General features: G+C 38.3%; 23 protein-coding genes. 3 read left to right on the top strand and 20 right to left on the bottom strand.

The genetic code is table 11. The annotated features are described in order from the left end of the window. Positions 1 to 5: 5 nt before the first annotated feature. The 3 genes from Q7J54_05550 to Q7J54_05540 form a co-directional block, all read right to left on the bottom strand. Positions 6 to 3,224 carry a hypothetical protein gene (locus tag Q7J54_05550; protein MDO8741007.1) on the bottom strand — a complete coding sequence of 1,073 codons (3,219 nt, stop codon included), beginning with the start codon at positions 3,222 to 3,224 and terminating at the stop codon, positions 6 to 8. A gap of 2 nt (positions 3,225 to 3,226) precedes the next feature. Beyond that, entirely contained in the window at positions 3,227 to 3,376 is a 150-nt protein-coding gene (locus Q7J54_05545; protein MDO8741006.1) for a hypothetical protein, read from the bottom strand. Between the two features lie 93 nt (positions 3,377 to 3,469). Then, on the bottom strand, positions 3,470 to 4,927 hold the full coding sequence (locus Q7J54_05540) for a radical SAM protein (GenBank protein ID MDO8741005.1): 1,458 nt from the start codon (positions 4,925 to 4,927) through the stop codon (positions 3,470 to 3,472). 51 nt (positions 4,928 to 4,978) lie between these two features. On the opposite strand from Q7J54_05540, the gene Q7J54_05535 reads away from it, so the two are divergent. Next, on the top strand, positions 4,979 to 5,383 hold the full coding sequence (locus Q7J54_05535) for a divergent PAP2 family protein (protein MDO8741004.1): 405 nt from the start codon (positions 4,979 to 4,981) through the stop codon (positions 5,381 to 5,383). Positions 5,384 to 5,407: 24 nt separating this feature from the next. Here the strand turns inward: Q7J54_05535 and Q7J54_05530 are convergent, their stop codons facing one another. The 13 genes from Q7J54_05530 to Q7J54_05470 form a co-directional block, all read right to left on the bottom strand. Beyond that, entirely contained in the window at positions 5,408 to 6,109 is a 702-nt protein-coding gene (locus Q7J54_05530) for a hypothetical protein (GenBank protein ID MDO8741003.1), read from the bottom strand. A 51-nt stretch (positions 6,110 to 6,160) separates the two neighbouring features. After that, positions 6,161 to 6,610: a hypothetical protein gene (locus Q7J54_05525; protein MDO8741002.1), complete on the bottom strand. Its 450-nt coding sequence runs from the start codon at positions 6,608 to 6,610 to the stop codon at positions 6,161 to 6,163. 31 nt (positions 6,611 to 6,641) lie between these two features. Continuing rightward, on the bottom strand, positions 6,642 to 7,973 hold the full coding sequence (locus Q7J54_05520; protein MDO8741001.1) for an MATE family efflux transporter: 1,332 nt from the start codon (positions 7,971 to 7,973) through the stop codon (positions 6,642 to 6,644). Further along, on the bottom strand, positions 7,970 to 8,221 hold the full coding sequence (locus Q7J54_05515; GenBank protein ID MDO8741000.1) for a diphthamide synthesis protein: 252 nt from the start codon (positions 8,219 to 8,221) through the stop codon (positions 7,970 to 7,972). Before Q7J54_05515 ends, Q7J54_05520 begins: the two co-directional genes overlap by 4 nt. 48 nt (positions 8,222 to 8,269) lie before the next feature. Further along, the gene (locus Q7J54_05510) at positions 8,270 to 8,725 is read right to left on the bottom strand and encodes a hypothetical protein (protein MDO8740999.1); all 456 of its coding nucleotides are present in this window, start codon (positions 8,723 to 8,725) and stop codon (positions 8,270 to 8,272) included. After that, positions 8,725 to 8,871 carry a hypothetical protein gene (locus Q7J54_05505; GenBank protein ID MDO8740998.1) on the bottom strand — a complete coding sequence of 49 codons (147 nt, stop codon included), beginning with the start codon at positions 8,869 to 8,871 and terminating at the stop codon, positions 8,725 to 8,727. The genes Q7J54_05510 and Q7J54_05505 overlap by 1 nt, the downstream gene beginning before the upstream one ends. An 8-nt stretch (positions 8,872 to 8,879) precedes the next feature. Further along, positions 8,880 to 9,341: a hypothetical protein gene (locus Q7J54_05500; protein ID MDO8740997.1), complete on the bottom strand. Its 462-nt coding sequence runs from the start codon at positions 9,339 to 9,341 to the stop codon at positions 8,880 to 8,882. Further along, complete coding sequence (locus tag Q7J54_05495; GenBank protein ID MDO8740996.1) at positions 9,338 to 9,697, bottom strand: hypothetical protein; 360 nt, start codon at positions 9,695 to 9,697, stop codon at positions 9,338 to 9,340. The genes Q7J54_05500 and Q7J54_05495 overlap by 4 nt, the downstream gene beginning before the upstream one ends. 83 nt (positions 9,698 to 9,780) lie before the next feature. After that, complete coding sequence (locus Q7J54_05490) at positions 9,781 to 9,987, bottom strand: hypothetical protein (GenBank protein MDO8740995.1); 207 nt, start codon at positions 9,985 to 9,987, stop codon at positions 9,781 to 9,783. 34 nt (positions 9,988 to 10,021) lie between these two features. Further along, entirely contained in the window at positions 10,022 to 10,627 is a 606-nt protein-coding gene (locus Q7J54_05485) for a hypothetical protein (GenBank protein MDO8740994.1), read from the bottom strand. Positions 10,628 to 10,800: 173 nt separating this feature from the next. Further along, positions 10,801 to 11,430: a nucleotidyltransferase domain-containing protein gene (locus Q7J54_05480; GenBank protein MDO8740993.1), complete on the bottom strand. Its 630-nt coding sequence runs from the start codon at positions 11,428 to 11,430 to the stop codon at positions 10,801 to 10,803. After that, entirely contained in the window at positions 11,423 to 11,854 is a 432-nt protein-coding gene (locus Q7J54_05475; GenBank protein ID MDO8740992.1) for a hypothetical protein, read from the bottom strand. Before Q7J54_05475 ends, Q7J54_05480 begins: the two co-directional genes overlap by 8 nt. A gap of 105 nt (positions 11,855 to 11,959) precedes the next feature. Continuing rightward, positions 11,960 to 12,259, bottom strand: coding sequence for a ribonuclease P (locus Q7J54_05470; protein ID MDO8740991.1), 300 nt, complete (start codon positions 12,257 to 12,259; stop codon positions 11,960 to 11,962). Positions 12,260 to 12,311: 52 nt separating this feature from the next. Here Q7J54_05470 and Q7J54_05465 point away from each other — a divergent pair, with 52 nt between their 5' ends. Next, entirely contained in the window at positions 12,312 to 13,565 is a 1,254-nt protein-coding gene (locus tag Q7J54_05465; protein MDO8740990.1) for a hypothetical protein, read from the top strand. Here the strand turns inward: Q7J54_05465 and Q7J54_05460 are convergent. Next, positions 13,553 to 14,695 (bottom strand): aminotransferase class I/II-fold pyridoxal phosphate-dependent enzyme, encoded by a 1,143-nt coding sequence (locus Q7J54_05460; protein ID MDO8740989.1) that lies wholly within the window; start codon positions 14,693 to 14,695, stop codon positions 13,553 to 13,555. The genes Q7J54_05465 and Q7J54_05460 overlap by 13 nt on opposite strands. 273 nt (positions 14,696 to 14,968) lie before the next feature. Here Q7J54_05460 and Q7J54_05455 point away from each other — a divergent pair, with 273 nt between their 5' ends. Then, on the top strand, positions 14,969 to 15,562 hold the full coding sequence (locus Q7J54_05455; GenBank protein ID MDO8740988.1) for an HAD family phosphatase: 594 nt from the start codon (positions 14,969 to 14,971) through the stop codon (positions 15,560 to 15,562). A gap of 11 nt (positions 15,563 to 15,573) precedes the next feature. On the opposite strand, the gene Q7J54_05450 is transcribed toward Q7J54_05455, so the two are convergent. From Q7J54_05450 to Q7J54_05440, 3 genes are all read right to left on the bottom strand, one after another. Beyond that, the gene (locus Q7J54_05450; GenBank protein MDO8740987.1) at positions 15,574 to 16,794 is read right to left on the bottom strand and encodes a phosphoglycerate kinase; all 1,221 of its coding nucleotides are present in this window, start codon (positions 16,792 to 16,794) and stop codon (positions 15,574 to 15,576) included. Position 16,795: 1 nt separating this feature from the next. Then, on the bottom strand, positions 16,796 to 17,788 hold the full coding sequence (gene gap, locus Q7J54_05445) for a type I glyceraldehyde-3-phosphate dehydrogenase (GenBank protein MDO8740986.1): 993 nt from the start codon (positions 17,786 to 17,788) through the stop codon (positions 16,796 to 16,798). A gap of 106 nt (positions 17,789 to 17,894) precedes the next feature. After that, a partial coding sequence (locus Q7J54_05440; GenBank protein MDO8740985.1) for a hypothetical protein occupies positions 17,895 to 18,456 on the bottom strand: 562 nt, incomplete at its 5' end.

Below are 18,456 nucleotides of genomic sequence, written 5' to 3'. Positions count from 1 at the left end.
TCTAATTAGCTGCTGCAGTAATCCGTTCCTCCTAAGTCAGGGTTATAATTATCGAAGCTGAAAGGCGAATCTGATACGTCTTCCCAGTCTAATATAGCCAAGGCAACGCCGCTTATTCCGCATGCTACATTCCACCCACCTGTCGGTATTGTACCGCATGTAAAGTCAGCATGTCTGCATGCCAAGAAATGCGCAACACCCAAAATCATGTATGGCAGATTGTTCCATATCAGATCCAAGAAATTTCTGAAAAATTGCTTTGCAATGCCATGCAGCTTGTAAGCTGCGCTTTCAACATACAGGCATTCCCTTTCTGAATACGCCAATTCGCAGTTTGTTGTCGGCAGTCCTTGCGCAGCAGCATCTTCAATGCAGCTTCTGTACATGCACTTGATCTGCCTGTCTTTTTTAAGGTTGTAGACATAGCCTGGAAGGCACAAGCAAGCCTGAGCATAATGAATGCTCTTGTAAGGGTCATAAAGCCATTGGCCTGTTTCGACTGGGTAGTTTACTGTATTGCTTACAGCTCCTCCTCCACTCCATATCTTTCCGAACGCAGTAGTTACATCTGATGTTCCCCTTGTTGATACTGGATCCTGTTCTCTGAATTGATTTCCGACGTTTACATCCCCTCCACCCTCTTTCAACGCAGGCACACTTTGCAATCCAATATTCACCCATGTTCCGAAGTCGCACAGTTTGCATGTGTATATCATTCCTATTATTTTGAATGCAGCCTGCAGGGGACCTATATTCTTAAACCCAGTTGGCCATATAACCTGCATAAAGGAGTGATAACCCGTTATGGGATTGCAGATAGCTGTCCAAATTCCATCAAGAACTGTCGCACAACACCACCCAAAAATTGCATAAAGAACTGCCAAAATCGCCCACACTATAGCTTTAATCGCCTGCAATATCTGATCAATTCTCTGCAGCATTCCTGCAATTCCGTATATTATGCCGAGCCATTTGTTCCATTGCTCCCATTTTTCAATGTCTTTTTCCAGATCGTCAATTTCACTGTTGATGCTATCCAGCTTATCCTGCACGCTATCATCAACTGTGCCAAGGGCATTGTTGTATAAGGGTATTGAAACTGAAAACTCCTCAACTTCTGGCTTTGCATAGATCAGATTGCCGTTCCTCATATTGAGATTCAGTTTGCAGTCTATGCTTATTGGAGAATCCACATCACTCAGATCGCCGGAGATCTTAAACACAACATAAGGCTCTGTGGAGAATTCATTCATCACATAAGGATCTGCAGCTAAATAGTCAGAAGTGCAGTTTCCAACATCAACGTCCATTGAAAGAATCTCTGAATTCGGCTGCAATGTCAAGCTAAGAGGAACAAATATAGTTGCATAAGTCTGCGAAACAATTCTTCTGTCAATTCCAACAGATGGGATCAAAGTTCCAACAGAAGAGCTGACTAATTCAGGAGGAGAAGTTGTATCAGTAAGCTGGCATATTGTAACTGGTGCAATTGCTGAAGCATCATTGCCGGCAAAATCTTTTGCATAAACATTTACAGTTGTTTCAATTGCAGTTGAGTACAGGCTTTGAACAGCTGCAGAGCAATTCCATGTGCTGCTGCTTATGTTAACGCAGCTTCCAATTATATCGCCTAATGAGCTTATTGGAGAGGCATTTACTATAAAAGAAGGCGCAATGCCTGAATTGTCTTCAACAGCTGCATAAAATGTAAGTTCATCATTGCTTGTTGCGCAGATTCCGGATGAGCTTATGTTATATATATTTGAAATTACTGGAGCAGTTTTATCAACCTTTACTTTGCCGTAAGTCAAGCCAGCTGCTTCATTTTCTGTGCTATCTTTTATGCTGTCAACCCAGATTTTCTTCTCATCTTCTGTTGAAATGTCAGCAGCTGAAAAATCAATATCATCCCATGTGCAGGTATATGTTGAAGCAGATGATGAGCAGTTTGTTGCAGCAACAGAAGTTGCTCCGCCAATATCCTGGAAATTCAGCTTTACATTTTCTTTTTCCAATCCAGAGCCGCTTTCGGTTATTACTGCTTTGACAGTTCCGGTATACAGGCCGGAAGCATAGCTTAGATTGCCATAGCTTCTGTTTGTTCCGATATATGTAACAGAAGGAGCTGAACTGTCTGCCATAAAAGAGTAAGTCAAAGTTGCGCTTCCATTGTTGCCAGCATTATCTTCAGCATAAAAATTTATTGAAACGCCAGATGTTGCATTTATGTTAATGCTATTCCATGTGCAGTAATATATGCCTGAAACTAACTCGCAGCTTCCGCCAGTTGCTGTTGCATAAACAAGCGAAGCATAGCTTGGATTAATCTGCGAAAAGCCCGCTCTTACACTATTAGCATTGATCCCAGTTCCAGAATCAGTTATTTGCACAGAAACATCTGCTATAACTCCTGAACTGCCGACATAAGTTACAGCTTCTCCATTGCTCAGTATCTGCAAAGAGCTTATCTGTGGATCAGAACTATCGACTATAAATACATCACACATAAGAGAAGATGACTGGCCAATGTTATCATAAGCAACAAGACATGCCTGGGTTGAGCCATTTCCATAATTAAAAAGAGATGCTGCTCTCGAGATTGTTGCTTCATTAGAGCAGTCTGCTGTATTAACTGGGATTGTTTCAATAAGGTTTGCTGCGTCATACTTGTACAGCTTTATTTCTTTAATGCCTGAGCATTTTCCTGTGCAGCTTGAATCTGCGCATGCTGTGTCAGTGACAGAATAAGTTACGCTGATGTTTGAATTTGCATTTGTTCCATTCTGCAGTACATCAATAGCCGCTGTTGGCGCAATATTGTCAACAGTTGTTGTTGCCGGAGCAGTTATAACTTCAGTGCTATTATCGTCATATAAATGAATTGTGTAGCTGTAGCTTTTAGCATCTATTGTGAAGCTTGAAGAGCGGTAAGAGCAGTTGAAAGAAGCGCCCATATTTCTGCAGCTGCTGAAAACATCGCCAACTCCAAATGTGACCTGAGATGGCGCTATGGAGCTGTCGCCGTCAATCTGCGCATCAACATCAACATTTGTTGAGTCTGTTGCTTTTCTATAGCCCTGAACTCCGTTGCTGCCGTAAATTGACTTTACAGTTATTCCGGTTGCAAAGACATTTGCTATGTAAAAGGGAAGTGTAAGTATAAGGAATATTAGAAAACTTGCAATGAAAACTATGTAGTTTTTAATATGTTTTTTGTTCATCATTTTTATTTTTTCAATTTTCTTATCTTTACCTCGACTGTATCGTTCTCTTTAATTTCAATATAATCAGAAACATCTTTAGGAATCCAGATAAGAAAGCCTCTTCCTGACTTGGCTACTCTTTTTATGAAACTCAACGGCTCTGGCTCAGTCATAGTTTAACTATGTTTTACTATTTTTAACTATATTTTATCATATTTTGCTATTTTTAACTATTTTAGACTATGACATATATAAACATTTCGTTTTTATTCAACAATCTCCCCAACAACGCTTCTCAGCATGTGATCAGTTATCCTTACATTGTAGAATTTGTTTAATTCGAGCCTTCCTTTTATTCCTACAATAAGAGGATACGTTCCGATCTGCCTTGCAAATGTTGTGTTTCCGTCATAGATCTCTGCTCTTACGCCCTTTAAGACTGTTCCTGTGGGCACTAGCTTCTGCAGCATCGGAAAGTCAATATTCTGCCTTATCTCATTGCGCCATTTCCAGTAATATTTTTTGTTCTTTTTCATGAATTTATTTTTTACTGTATTGTATAAGTCTGTTCCCTCGAATATTGCGGCCTGCCTTATGTTGATCCTTCTCAGCAGCAATCCTTCATCCAATATTTTCTTCAGATAAAACATGTTCTTTTCATGCGTTTCTTTTGACTCGCCTTTTAAGCCAAATAATAAGTTTATCCCGGGCAGAAATTTCGGCATTCCATTATCTCCTTTTTCAGAGCCGTATTTATTCAGAATCCTTATTGCCTCCAATGCCTGCTCTGCTGTGCAGTTCAGGCAGTTTTCACTATAAACAACTGGATCAAAGCTTTCAACTCCAAAAGCCGCTACATTGCCTGCTGTGCAGTATTTGGCTATTGCCTTTGTTATCTCCCCGCCTTTTTTTGACAATGCCATAACTGGGTTCACATTATCAATATGCAGAACTTCAATTCTCGGGAATTTATCCCTTATTTCTTTAAGCAGCTCAGTTGCATAAGGATAGCTGTAAAAGCAGCTTTGCTTTCCTATTCTGAAATATCTGCACCCCAAGCTGTAAAATGCCCCAATTTCTTTTACAATGTCTTCTTTGTTTCTGAATTCTAAATTGTGCTTTATGGGCTCTGTGCAGAACGAGCAGCCCTTTTTTCTCGGGCAGCCATGCGATGTTTCGATTTCAATGATCCTTAAATCAGGAATCTGCTTTATTATTTCTGCTCCTTTAACTGCATACTCCTTTATTTCGTCATACTTGAAATCAAATGATTCTATTTTATTGAAAATTTTTAAATCTGCTTTTTCAGAGAATTTTCCTCCTTCTAATTGAGTGCCAAAAACTGCTGGCCCGGTGAGGATTTTTTCAAAGCGATAATCTTTCAATAAATCAGAAACTTCTTTTAAAGTTCCTGGCAGCGCAGAGAGATATTTCCCAGGTGTGTGGACGCCAAGGATTATTATCAGTTTTGTTGTATTTTCCAGGATATCTTTGATGTTGGTGTGGTTTTTTGTTAAATTATAAATTTTTATATTGGTTTTCCTGTTGACTTCTTTTTTCTTCTCGTCTAAATTGTAATATCTGAAAAACCTCAGATCATCTATCGTTATGTATATGGCATCAGAATTGATATAGCCTGCAATATACCTTGGATAAGTCCCGAGATAAGGCGGAACACCTAAGCCGGAGGGCTCATCTGTGTAGCAGTCCAAGATTGTTATCATGCATTCAGAATAATGGCAAGGTTTATAAATATTTAGTGATAATATGTGCTTATGATTGATGTGAATGCTGTTAAGATCATCATTGCAGGAATTGCTGCCTGGTTTATAGCCCATTTAATTAAAGTCATCATTGCTTCCGTCAAGGAGAAAAAGTTTAAGCCAGAATTTTTTATCAGCTTGGGGGGAATGCCAAGCGCCCACTCTGCGTTTGTTTCTGCCATCACAGCAGCAATATTTTTATTGCAGGGCGTTTCAATCCTTTTTGCTGTTTCTCTTGCATTTTCGATCATTGTATTGAGAGATGCAGCCGGAGTCAGGAGAGAAGTCGGAAAGCACGCTGAAATATTGAATAAATCAAATAAAGGGAAAAAACTTAACGAGAAAGTCGGGCATAGTTTATCAGATATATTGGTTGGGATTGTTATTGGGATTATTGTTGCTTTGATTGTTGTTTAACGACCTTATTTGAGAAAAATTATCTTATGCGTTCTCTTGCTGTCTTTCTCTGTGGATAAAAAACGCTTCAAGGAAAAAGACCGTTGTATCTTTCATTCTTGTGATTCTAGGAATCGGTTCAGGATAGTGCGCCAGCATCACAGAATAAGTTTGAACTTCCTTTTCTAGCAGGGTTACAAGACGCCTATAATCTTTCTTCCATGGCGCTCTTTTGCTTTCATAAACTAGTGGAAGGCCACTTATCTTGGCGACATTTGTTTTGTCATCCAACTTAATGCTTAAAAGAGGCAACTCTATAGTTTGTATATAGAAGTCATCTTTCTCTTTTATAAACACTTTCACTTTTGGCTTTTCCGGGAGTCCCCAGATTGCGTAGTCTGATTGATCAGATGTTGTTTCATAAAACTCAAACAGTTTTCTTTGCTTCATTGCGCTTCTGACAATTTTATCCAGCATCATTAAGCTGGGTTGAAGAAAATGATGATACGGCGAGGGATTTTTGATCATAGCATTATAAATGGCAAGGGGACTTTTTTCGCTGAAGTCAAGCTCTTTTCCTTCCACTATTGTTTTTTCTGCGTAAGTGAGCGCATCTTTTATCTTATCATCAAGGCGTTCAATAGCTCTTCCCATTTTTGCTGCCAGTTCACCCATATTCTCAGAATTAGTCAAATCCAGTGTTTTAAACCATTTCCATAATTCCTCTAAGTTCGGTTCGCCTTCCATTATTATTTAAATAAGGTGCTTATTTATAAATCTTTCTATTTGTTACCACTATTAGATAAGAAACAAAACACCGGCTATCAAAATGAAAACTGCCATTTTCAGAATGTTTTTTATCTTCTCCTTGCTTATCAAAGATCCTGTTGGCAGGCCGTAAAGGAAGATCAAAGACGCTTCCAAAGAGAACAGATTAATGCTTTTTGAGGACAAATAGAAAATAACAGCAAGCAATGAGTGGATGATCATGTTACTATTTTTAATTGAATTTTTAAAGTAAAAAAGCAGTAAAAAGACAGCCAATAATACCGGCGCTATGATGAAAATACTCAATTTATAAGATTCCAGCAAAAAAAACAGCATCAAAACAATCAGAAAATCCTGCATCAATGAAAAATATTTTCTTCCTGGCTTCAGCTCCTCTTTTGCCATGTTCGCGATTATAAATCCAGCTATTATGCCGCAAAAAGCCACCGCCATTGTTGAAAAATAAATTATTGCGTCCATTTTCATTAAAAGTTTATTTTAATTTAAATAGTTACCCTTTCCAATGCCCTCTGCTGAATAAAAATATATTTGCTATGCCTCCGTAAACTGAGGATATCAAAATTGCCGACCATATTCCGATCAGCCCGAATCCGAGCTTTATTGAAAAAATATAAGCCAAAGGGACTGCGAATACAAACCATGCGCTTATATTGACAATTGTCGGCATTACAATTTTCCCGCTTCCCTGAAATGCGCCGTTCATTATGAACTGGAAGCCCCTGAATAAATAAGACAATGAAATAATGCGGAAATACCAATAGCCGATTTTGATGATTTCAGGATCGTCTGTAAATATCCTTATCCACATCTCCGGAGCTATAAAAAAGAGCAGACCGATAAAGAGCATGAAAACGCTGATCAGGAAAACCGCAACCCATGCTGTTTTTTCCGCCCTGTGCGGCTTTTTCGCGCCAATATTCTGGCCGACCATTGTCAATACGGCAGTTGTCAGCGCGATGGCGGGCATTATCGCTATTGCGTCCATCCTAATGCCGATCCCGTAAGCAGCTATTGCATAGCTTCCGAAAATGCTCACATTCTTCATCAAGAACATAAATCCCAGCGATGTGAACATATTTGAAACTGAGCTTGGAATGCCTATTGCAAGCGTTTTCCACATTATCGAAAAGTTGAATTTAAAATCCCTGATGTTTAATCTTATTTCGCTTCTTTTTGCCAGAATATGGCGGAACAAGAGAACAACGCTTATTAACTGTGCAAACACTGTGATTATTGCTGCTCCTGCAACACCCATTTCAGGAAGCCCGGCAAGGCCGAAAATAAGGAAAGGATCAAGCACAAGGTTGAGTATTGTTGTGAAAAGCAGTATTTTTGTCGGGGTTTTTGTGTCGCCTTCTGCCCTTAACACTGCGCTCAGCATCATGTTGAGGAATGAAAAGACAGAGCCGAGGAAAATTATTTTTGCATAATCCAAAGTCATATCAAATATGTCTGGTGTTGCGCCGAGCAGCCTGAATAAAGGAGCGGCAAATATTATTCCGATAATTGTAACAAGAATGCCAAATAACAGCGCGATTAAAACAGAATGCTCTGCAACATTGTCTGCTTCTTTCTTTTTATTTGCCCCAAGATAGCGCGCAACCAATGATGATGTGCCGATGGAAATGCCTGAGCCAAATGCAATTATTATGAAGAACACCGGAAAGACCATTGAGATTGCAGCAACCCCCAATGAGCTGTATCTTCCAATCCAGATAGTATCCACAATATTGTACAGGGTCTGCAGCATCATCCCTATGAAAGTAGGCCAGGCAAGATAAAGCAGGTTTTTCAGGATATTGCCGTTTGTCAGATCCCTCATCTGAACTTTGAATGCCCCCACTGTATGAGAAGATCAACTCCGAGCTTTTCAACATGCTCAGGAACATCACAGGCGCCAAAGCACGAGTTGAGCCAGATCAATGCCTTTGCTTTTGTGTTTGTTTCTACTGCTTCCTTTATTTCATCTGCCCTTGGCTTTAGGCCGTCTGGCAATTGAATGCAGACCAGCTTGGCTTTCTGCTTTTTTATTTCGATTATTACCCTATCCAATTCTAGATCGTAATCCATAGCGAATAAAGAAAAAGCTGGTTTTTAAAAGGTTTTTGTTTTTTTGTTTTAAAAACCGCTATTTGGTACTTTAGTTTCTGCTTCCTTTATTTTTTCATCTAATAAGGTTTCCAGAGAATCTTCATGAAAGTCAGAATGATATTTTTGAATCATCTTTATAATTTCTTTAATATTTTTCTTAAAAGAATCTAACACAGGTGATGACACTGTTAGTTTTCTTTGTGTGATTCTGATAAGATAATTATCTATGCCTGCGTTAATCGCCACAGTTACATTTTTATCAGGTACGCCTTCATAATTAGCGCTATATGCAGATTCATTATAATCAGTACATCGAGACTTTAAATTTCCTTCAAACCCATTAGTGAGATTTCTGACCAGACTTACATTGGGTTCTTTAAATTGGAGGTTTATATCGGCCTGCATCAATCTGTTTTCTGGGTCAAACATTACAAAATAAGCGCCTTGATTATCTTTTGATGTTCCTTCTATTTTTCCCATCATTAATCTCCTGCGAACAAGTCATCCAATTCATATTTGCTTATCTTCTTTTTGTTCAGGACACTCATTACTGGCTTCTTGGACCTGCCTCCAGTAACTTCATCGAACATGAAATCTTCATCGTCCTCGAAATCAGATTCTTCTTTCATTTTTTATATCACTTTAAATAAGCTGGCTTTGACCTTTCAGGACCCAATCCCAAATAATCTCTGTCTTCTCTGACAACATTAATGCCCCCATTTATGTATTCAATTAACTGAGCAAGCATTTCGTGGCTGTAACCTTTTTTTCCTTCTGTAAGAGAACTATCAACGAGCCCAAGAAATGTTTTTGCCTTTTTTTGCACAATAGGGTAATAATGAGACCCAGTTGCAGTCATTATTTCAACACAATCATAATTGCCTGACTTGTTTCTGTAAATATTGCACTCAGAGGGTTGATTGGCTTGTGTTTTCCTGACTATGCTATCAAGAGTTGAAGAAGACTGTTTATGTACCATATCAGGAAGTATCGCTGCTGCAACTGCTACAAAAACAGCTGCACCTAAAAGGTATTTTCCTAGCAAATTTAGTTCTTTGTGTACATAATTTTCTATAACTGTTGTTTTTGATTCATTCATATTTTATCCACCTTTTTATTCATAAACCCTGTTCCATCAACAACATTCTTGCCGCCTGTTTTGCAGTAATCATCTATTACACTGGCAGCTTTGTTAAAATCATCACGATCAAAGGTGCCATATGTCTTCTCTAACTCTCCTAAAAGTTCCCATGTATCAACCTCGCCTTTTTTGAGCAACCTTTCAACAATTTCAATTTTATATGCATCCTTTGTACAATGAAGTGCTTCTGGAGAAGCACATGGATTTTCTTCTTCTATTTTTTTAAGCCTTCCTTCGTACTCTTTTAATTTAGTTTCTAATGCTTTCCTTATTTCAGGATTCTGCGGTAAAACAATCTTTGGTTCTTTTGTCATATTTTATCCACCTCAACGTAGAAAATAGGATAAGAGCTAGTATTTAAATCTTTCGGTTTTGTTACCACTATTAAATTACTATATCAGTGATTTACAGGGTATGTTAGATTTCTAGGAACAGGGTATCTGTTCTCTTCCTCACCCATAACGCAGACAAATTCAGAATCGCCTATTTTTCCAACAGGAGTTACTTTTTCTTCCATTGCCGAGTTATTGGCTGGCTCTGCTAGAATATCAGCTATATTAGTTACATCTTTATGACCAATCCCCGATTTAGTTTCAATGTTCATTTTTGACCTCCTAAAAATTTGACACTTTATAAATTTATTCAAAATTGACCTTAAATCCGTTATAAGCAGGTCTTTGAACTAATTGATTAATAAGCTCATTAAATCTGTCTTGATACTTTAGGGGAACTGGACCAAAAGATCTACTCTTTTCTCTTAAATTAATGCTGTTGTTTTTCAAATCAAATTTTCCACCACCGACAGCGGAAATTGATAATTTTATTCCATCATATTCGCTGATGACTGTTTTTTCCCACTCATCATTTATTGGCTTTCCTATTTGCGGCCATCTATCTGGCAGTTTAAAATTAGGAGCCAGAACAGGTTCTAATTCTTCTCTCAAAAACTGTTCAGCTAGAACAGGATGTGATGGCAGAGGCATATCAAAACCTCTCAGATATTGTTTAGCATATGTGTCAGCGCCTTTCTCAATTTTAACTTCTAGAAGCAGATATTTAGATTCATCTCCTTTTTTCTTGAACAATTCGATGCCAGATGGGTAAAATTTTGCTAATTCTTTATCTGTATAGCTTTGAGAAGGGTTGAATCCGCGTTTAATATCTAACTCGTTGCTGCTTTTCATCGATTCTTCATTCAAAACTGAATCAATTGATTCTAGTTTGTGTTTTAATTCTTCAATCATTTTGATAAGCAAGTATTAATCTATATTTAAACCTTTTGTTTTTGTAACTATTGTTTAGTAACGTTATTTATACGGAAACCTCATATATCTCTTGCATTCGAGGCAGTAATAGATCAATTTTCCCCTCTGAAACCTGATCCTGCAGTTTATGCCCAAAGATGATTTAAGGGATATTAGGTTATGAAAACATCCATAAGGCTGTACTTTACTTCAAGCCCATCAAACAACTTTCTTAGCCTATTCACATGCTCTATCGGAATTAAAGCAACGCCCTTGCCAACTGTCTTTGAACTGGTCTCTTCTAAAAGTCCTGTATACTTCTTGCCCTTTTGCTTATAACCATATAGTTTTCGTGCAATACTTACCCTTTTATTTGTGTTTTTTGCACCTGTAACCCATCTCACAAGCGCATAAGATTTTAAGCCTTTTTTTTCCATAATAAAAAAGCCGGACCAAAGCGACATAGCGTGGGTTTGCATGCTTTTTCTAAGATCGCTCCATTTTTCATCTTTTAAGCTTCCAACAACTACATTGAAATTATTTGAAATATTCAGCCTGTTCCATTTTTTCATTCTTTCGGATTCAAAGAAGCTTGTTTTTGTCTTTTCTATTTCCCTTGTAAACAAATCAATCTTATTTGTGCTGAGGACATCAATAAAGATATCAATATCGCTTTTTTTTGTAAAATCTCCTCTTGCTACAGATCCGAATAAGATTATTTTATTAAGGGCATATTTTCTAAAGAAAGGCTGCAATGAAAGATATGAAATAAAATCATAAGCATAGGAAACCAGATCATTCATGTTTTTCACCGTTTATTCTGGCTAGGCGCTCTTCCAGAAATTCTACCTCGAATTTTAAATCAGATATGCTTTCCAGGATTTCTTTTATTTTGTAGAATTTACCGGCATATTCTTTGATGTCTTTTTCGTTGGGATAACCATAACAAAGCTCGTTTCTCTTGTTTTCCATTTCTTTCCATAGAAGGAATAATTCATTCTTTTTATCAAAATCCCTTATCAGGCTTTTTAATTTGCTAATGCCGCTTTCAGACCTGAAGTCGCCATGCTTTATAGCTCTACCAGGGTCTAATTCATCATGGAATGCTATATTAAAGATGTGAATGGCTGCTGTGGAATAAGCAAAGCCAATAACTGCCGGGCTTGGCTCTTTTCTGATATCCTTCAGCAGATTAATCAAAGTTTCGATGTGTTTTTCAAGCTTCATATGTTACACCTGTAATATCGTAGATGTAACATATGTAATATATAAGCCTTTTGGTTTTTGTTGTTACATATGTAATATCGTTAATGTAACACATGTAACATAATCTTATTTATATGGAAATCTCATATATTTCTTGCATTCAAGGCAGTAATAGATCGCCTTTCCCCTTTGCAGCCTGATCCTGCAGTTAATGCCTGGCTTAAGAAAAGAATAGCAGTGCTTGCAGAAGTTCTTTTGCAGCCTTGAAGGCATCTTTAACCTTGATTTCATTGCAAGATTACGGGCTTTCCTGACGAGATCATTGGCCTTGCCCTTGTCTTTTCTAAAGATATTTCCAGCTTCCTTGAACATCTCTTCTATGTCTTTTATTACCTCTGCTCGCGGTTTTTTGTCTTTTTTAGCCATATTGCGGTATAAAACAGAAAAGTATTTAATAAATTTGCTATTACTCTCGTGCATGGGGTTTTTTCAACGGCTGTTTTCTTTCGGAAAGAAGGCTGAGCTTGAGGAAGTCAGATTAGCAGAAGCTGAGAATTGGATAGACCAAAAAATAAGCGAAAGATTCGGCAATTTCAATAATTCGATAATGGCCTTATTCTCAGACATAAAAAGCAAGAAAGACGATCTTAAAACAAACATGACAGAGCTTGAAAAAGCCCAGCTGATGAACCCGAACATTCCGCTAAAGGCAAAAGAAGTTATGGAAGGCAACAGGGGAGCTTACATAAGAAAGCTCGGCTATTTCCTTGAGCAGCTTTCCTTTCCTGATGAGAAGGCGTATGAGAATATTCTGGATTTCAGCACTAATTTCTCAAGCAGCCTGAATGAATTCGGAAAGAACACTTCAAAGAATTTTTATGTTTTGAATGAGTTTTTTGCAACTGATGTCAAAAAGATAGCCCAGAATATAAGGGAATTTGAGCTGATTGTAGATGACCTGAGAAAGCAGGTGGAAAGGGGGCCAATTGGATTCGGAAGAATAAAAGGGGAGTTGAAAAATATTAAAGAAAAGATTGAACTTAAAAAGGAACTGAATGAAAAAATAAAAGCAATTGAAAGCGAAATTGAGAATATAAAAAACAAAATAAAAAATACAGGGGAAGAATTAAAGGCAAAGGAAGAAAACAATGAATTTAAATCATATAAAGCTCTCGAAAATGAAAAAGGCAGTATTTTAATTAAAATAAAAGAGCATAAGGCTAATTTTCTGAATATATTCGGCGCATTTGAAAAAGCGCTTAAAAAATATGAGAGAATGTCAGTAGATGAGGCAGTTGTGCACGGTTACTTAGTTGATCCTATAAACACGTTAATTAATGATAAGGAATTCGGGGTGTTGGAATTATTGGGGAGATTAGAGGAAAATATCGACAGCCTGGACCTTAAAGAAGACAAGAAAAAAAGAACTTTGGAGCTTATTAAAAAATTAGACAGGGATTCCTTTGAAAAGTTTTTGATTGGGCTTGAGGATCTTGAAAACTCGGCAAAGATGTTTGAGGAGAAGATAAAAGCAGTAACTATAATAAAAGAACATGCTGAATTAAAAGACAATTTAAATGAATTTCAATATGAGCTGCAGAAGTTGCAGAAAGAGCATTCGCTGATTAAGGAAAAAGAGCAGGATATTGATATCGGGGGGTTCAAGAATTATCTTGAAAAGGAAATAAAAAGGGTTGTTGGAGAGGATGTGAGAGTTGTTCATGAGCTGTAAAGCGCGGATTTTAATTTAGCAACGATATCTTCGCTGTTTTCTATGCCTGGCGAGAGCCTGAACAGATTGTCTTTGATCCCAACTTCTGCCCTCTGCTTTTCTGTCAAATAAGCATGGCTCATTGTAGCTGGATGCGTTAATAATGATTCAACTCCGCCAAGAGATTCTGCAAGGTAAATCGGGGGGGCATTATCTGCTATGTTTTTTGCAAATTTTTTATAATCGCCTTTTACTTCAAAAGACACAACTCCGCCAAAGCCCTTCATCTGTTTTTTTGCAATTTCGTGGCCAGGATGGGACTGCAGCCCGGGGAAATAAACTTTTGAAACATTAGGATCTGCAGCCAAGAATTCAGCGATTATCTGGGCATTTTCACAGTGCTTTTTTATTCTCAACGCCAAAGTCTTAATTCCTCTTATTGTGTTGTAAACATCATAGGGTGAGGGAGTTGCGCCGAGTGTTTTAGCATAAAGCTTAAGAGCTTCAGCAAAGCTTTTGTTTCTTGTTACAACGACACCGCCGACAAGATCATTATGCCCTCCGAGATATTTGCTTGTGGAGTGGATTATTGTTTCTGCGCCATAATCAAAGGGCTGCAATAAGCACGGAGTTGCAAATGTGTTGTCAACAATAAAAGGAACTCCTGCTGAAGATGAGATTTTCCTGATTGCTTCAAGATCAACAATCTCGAGCAGCGGATTAGTCGGAGTTTCAATGAAAATGTATTTTGTATTTTGCTTTATGGCTTTTTTCAGAGCTTTTGCATTAAGCGGATCAACAAAATCAATCTCCAAAAACTTTGATAAAACCAAATCGCACAGCCTTATTGTTCCTGCATAGAGCTTTTTGCTCAGAATAACATGATCTCCCCTGCTTAATGTCTGGAATATGCAGTTTATTGCTGCAATTCCTGAAGAAAATGCAAATGCATCGCCTCCGCCCTCTAATTCTGCAACTAATTTCTCCAATGTTTCCCTTGTAGGATTCTGGGTTCTGCAGTATTCTATCTTTATCGGATCCCCTATGCCCTTGAATGCGCCGTTCTTTGCTGTTATAATTGGCGTGGCGATTGCGCCTGTTGACGGATCAGGGCCGCCAGCGCCGTGGACTGCGATTGTTTCGATATTCATTTTTTAATCACCTTTGTTAATTTTTAAGCTTATATTTTTAAGAAAATAAAAATCATGAAAAAAGATAAAAACAATGAGATGCTTTAACGCATCAGCATAAGCATAGAAGTATTAAGAACAGACTGGATTGAATTTATATTTGTTTTTTTGCTGCTGATATTGATCATAATCAAACCCAGAACTATTCTTATTTAAATATTTGATTGATAGAAATATTCTTATCGGAATAATGATGCAGTTAGATTTATAAAGAGAAATGTATTTTAAATAAAAATGATCGAAGCAATCATATTTGACTGGGGCGGTGTATTGATTGAAGAACCGGAAGATATGCGCAATTCTTACTGCGCAAGATACTTTAAAGTGCCTAAAAGTGAATTTGCAAGAGTTTACGACAAATTCAAGCATGATTTCGGGCGAGGAATAATTTCAGAAGAGACATTCTGGAAAAATATTTGTTTGGAGCTTAAAGTAGATCCTCCTAACCGGTCATTGTGGCTTGATGCATGTAGGCATGTTTATTCTGAAAAAAAAGATGTCATTTCTATAGCTTCTTCCTTGCATAAAAATGGATACAAAATAGGTCTTTTAAGCAACACTGAACTGCCCAGCATGAAGTATTTCTGCGAGCAAAAATACGATATGTTTGATATTTGCGTGTTTTCCTGTATGGAGGGCGTGATAAAGCCTGAAAGAAAAATTTATGAATTGGCTTTGGAAAGGCTTGGAGTGGCAGCAAAATCTGCTGTGTTCATAGATGATAAGGAGAACTGCACTGACGGCGCAAAAATAATAGGAATGAATGCAATATTATTTAAAACCCCGGAGCAACTCAAAAAAGAACTGGCTCTTTTAGGAGTAAAATAGCCAGATATAATCTAATTCAGCACATCAATCCCGGGCAGATGGCCTTTATTCTCCAAAAATTCCAATGATGCTCCGCCGCCTGTTGAGACCCATTTTATTTTTTTTGCCAAGCCGGATTTTGCCAATGCTGCCACTGAATCGCCGCCGCCGACAACAGTATATCCTTTATTTGCCGCAACAGCTTCTGCGATCTCCATTGTGCCTTTTATAAATGCTTCAACTTCAAAAACACCCATCGGGCCGTTCCAGAATATCGTCTTGGCTTTTGCAATCTCTGATCTGTACAATGCAACTGTTTTTTCTCCGATATCAAGTGCATCTTCGCCTTCTTTAATTGAGCTCGTGATAAAATCAACTTTTCCGGAATACGCTGCTTTTTTATAATCTTTTTCTTCTTTGCCTTCTTTGATCTTAACCGGAACTATTCCGGTCAATGTATCGACCGGGGTGAAAATTTTTTTCCCATATTCTGAATCCAATAATTGCTTTACTTCTTCAACAAAATCTTTCTCAAACTTTGAGCTGCCTATGCCATATCCTTTTGCTTTAAAAAATGTGTTTGCCATTCCGCCGCCAATCAGGACAGCGTCGTACATTCTGGCTAAAGATTTTACAACCCCTATTTTGTCTTTTACCTTAGCGCCGCCAATTATCGCGACAGAGTAGCCTTTCGGCTTTAACAAAGGCTTTAGCATTTCAATCTCTTTCAGCATCAGATACCCTGCTGCAACTTTTTTGCCCTGTTTCTTCATAATCTCTGCGATGCTCTCTGTTGATGCATGCGCCCTATGAGCAGTCCCGAAGGCATCATTAATATAAATGTCAGCCAGATTCGCCAGCTTCTCTGCAAATAACGCATTATTCGCCTCTTCTTCTGCATGGAATCTTAAATTTTCCAATAATGCAACATCGCCTTTTTTCATGCCATACACCATCTTTTTAACATCTTCGCCAATGCAGTCCGGAGCCATTTTTACGGGGAAATTAAGCAACTCCCCTAATCTTTTGGCAACCGGATTTAAACTAAATTCTTTCACGACCCTTCCTTCAGGCCTTCCGAGATGGCTCATTAAAATAACCATGCCGCCCCTGGCTCTTACACGTTTTATTGTAGGCAATGAAGCAACTATCCTAGAATCCTCTGTTATCTTGGTTCCTTCCATTGGAACATTGAAATCAACTCTTATTATTGTTCTTTTTCCTTCGTAATCCAGTTCTTCTATTGAAAGCATCTTATTTCGCCATCAGCTTTATCGTCTCGATCATCCTCATGCTGAAACCCCATTCGTTGTCATACCATGCGCAGACTTTTGCCAGCCTTCCGATCACTTTTGTCAATGATGCATCAAAGATCGAGGAATGCGGATTGCCTATAATGTCAGTTGAAACAATCGGCTCTTCTGTATACTGCAACACTCCTTTCAGATATGTTTCAGAAGCTTCTTTCATCGCTTTGTTTATTTCTTCAGCAGTTGTTTCCTTTTTGAGCAAAACAGTCAGATCAGTCAGAGATCCGTCCGGAGTTGGAACTCTTACGGCATAGCCGTCCATCTTTCCCTTCAATTCAGGAATAACTTCAGAGCTTGCCTTTGCTGCTCCTGTTGATGTCGGGATAATATTAATTGCAGCAGCTCTTGCTCTTCTTAAATCAGAGTGAGGCAGATCAAGTATCTTTTGATCATTTGTATAGGAATGTATTGTTGTCATCAGGCCCGCTTCAATTCCAAACTTCGACTGCAAAACAGAAACAACAGGAATAAGGCTGTTTGTTGTGCATGATGCATTTGAAATTAAATCATTTCCAGCGCATTTATTGTCATTAACGCCGCGTACAATTGTCTGCACTTTCTCCTCGCCTTTTACCGGAGCAGATATCAGGACTTTTTTAGCTCCTGCCTTGATATGCTTTGAAGCGCCTTCCCTTGTTGTGAAGATGCCTGTGCTTTCAACAACAACATCAACTTTAAGCTCTTTCCATGGCATTTTTTCAGGGTCTTTTTCAGACAGGAATTTTATTTCCTTTCCATCAACAACAAGATTGTTGTCTTTTACCTCTACTTTTCCAGGGAACAATCCATGTATAGAATCGTATTTCAGAAGATGGGCCATTGTCTTCGCATCGCCAAGATCGTTTACTGCCACAAATTCAATATTCTTGTCCTTGTAGCCTGCCCTGAAAACCAATCTTCCTATCCTGCCAAATCCGTTGATTGCGACTCTAACCATTCAAAACACCCCCTTGATTTTAATTTATTTGTATGGTGAGAATAAAAAAAGAATGACTATTTAAAGTTTTGCGTTGTTCAAATTAAAAAATAAAAGAAAAAAGGCCTTATTTTATCTCTTCCAGAACAACCCTATAATTCTTGCCTGTTGTAAGGCTCTCAACATACAAACCATCTTCATCTTCATACATTCTCCATACTGGCTTGTCGTTCTTGTTGAATGTTATGTCGCCTGTAATGAATTGGTTTGCCTTTATATTGCCTGCTACTTGCAGCTTCTCTGTCGGGCTTGTTGTTCCGATGCCGACGTTGCCGGTGCTTCTTTGAATACGAAACACCTCGGTAACTACGTTATTAACAATTCTACTAAAAACTGGGTCGCCTGTTGTTGGGTCAAGTCCCACGTCTAATCCGTAGGCAGCTGCTCCTGATGACCTTTGCACCATTCTAATAATGCTTAATTTATTCTCTCCTCCAGAAACTTCAAGGACAGCTCCTGGATCTGTTAGACCGATGCCGACGTTGCCGTTTTGTGTTAAAGTAAGAACCTCTGTTTCCCAAGTGGCTCCTGCTGACCTCGGAGCAAAAAGTAATTTATGGCCCAAATAATTGCCTGTTGCTGTTATTTTCCAGCCGGCACCGCCTGCGCTAACAGAAGATCTAAATTCT

Source organism: Candidatus Woesearchaeota archaeon (assembly GCA_030651135.1).
Taxonomy (GTDB): domain Archaea; phylum Nanobdellota; class Nanobdellia; order Woesearchaeales; family JACPBO01; genus JACPBO01.
The sequence above is the reverse complement of the archived record's forward strand: the minus strand, read 5'-3'. Positions and strand labels throughout refer to the sequence as shown.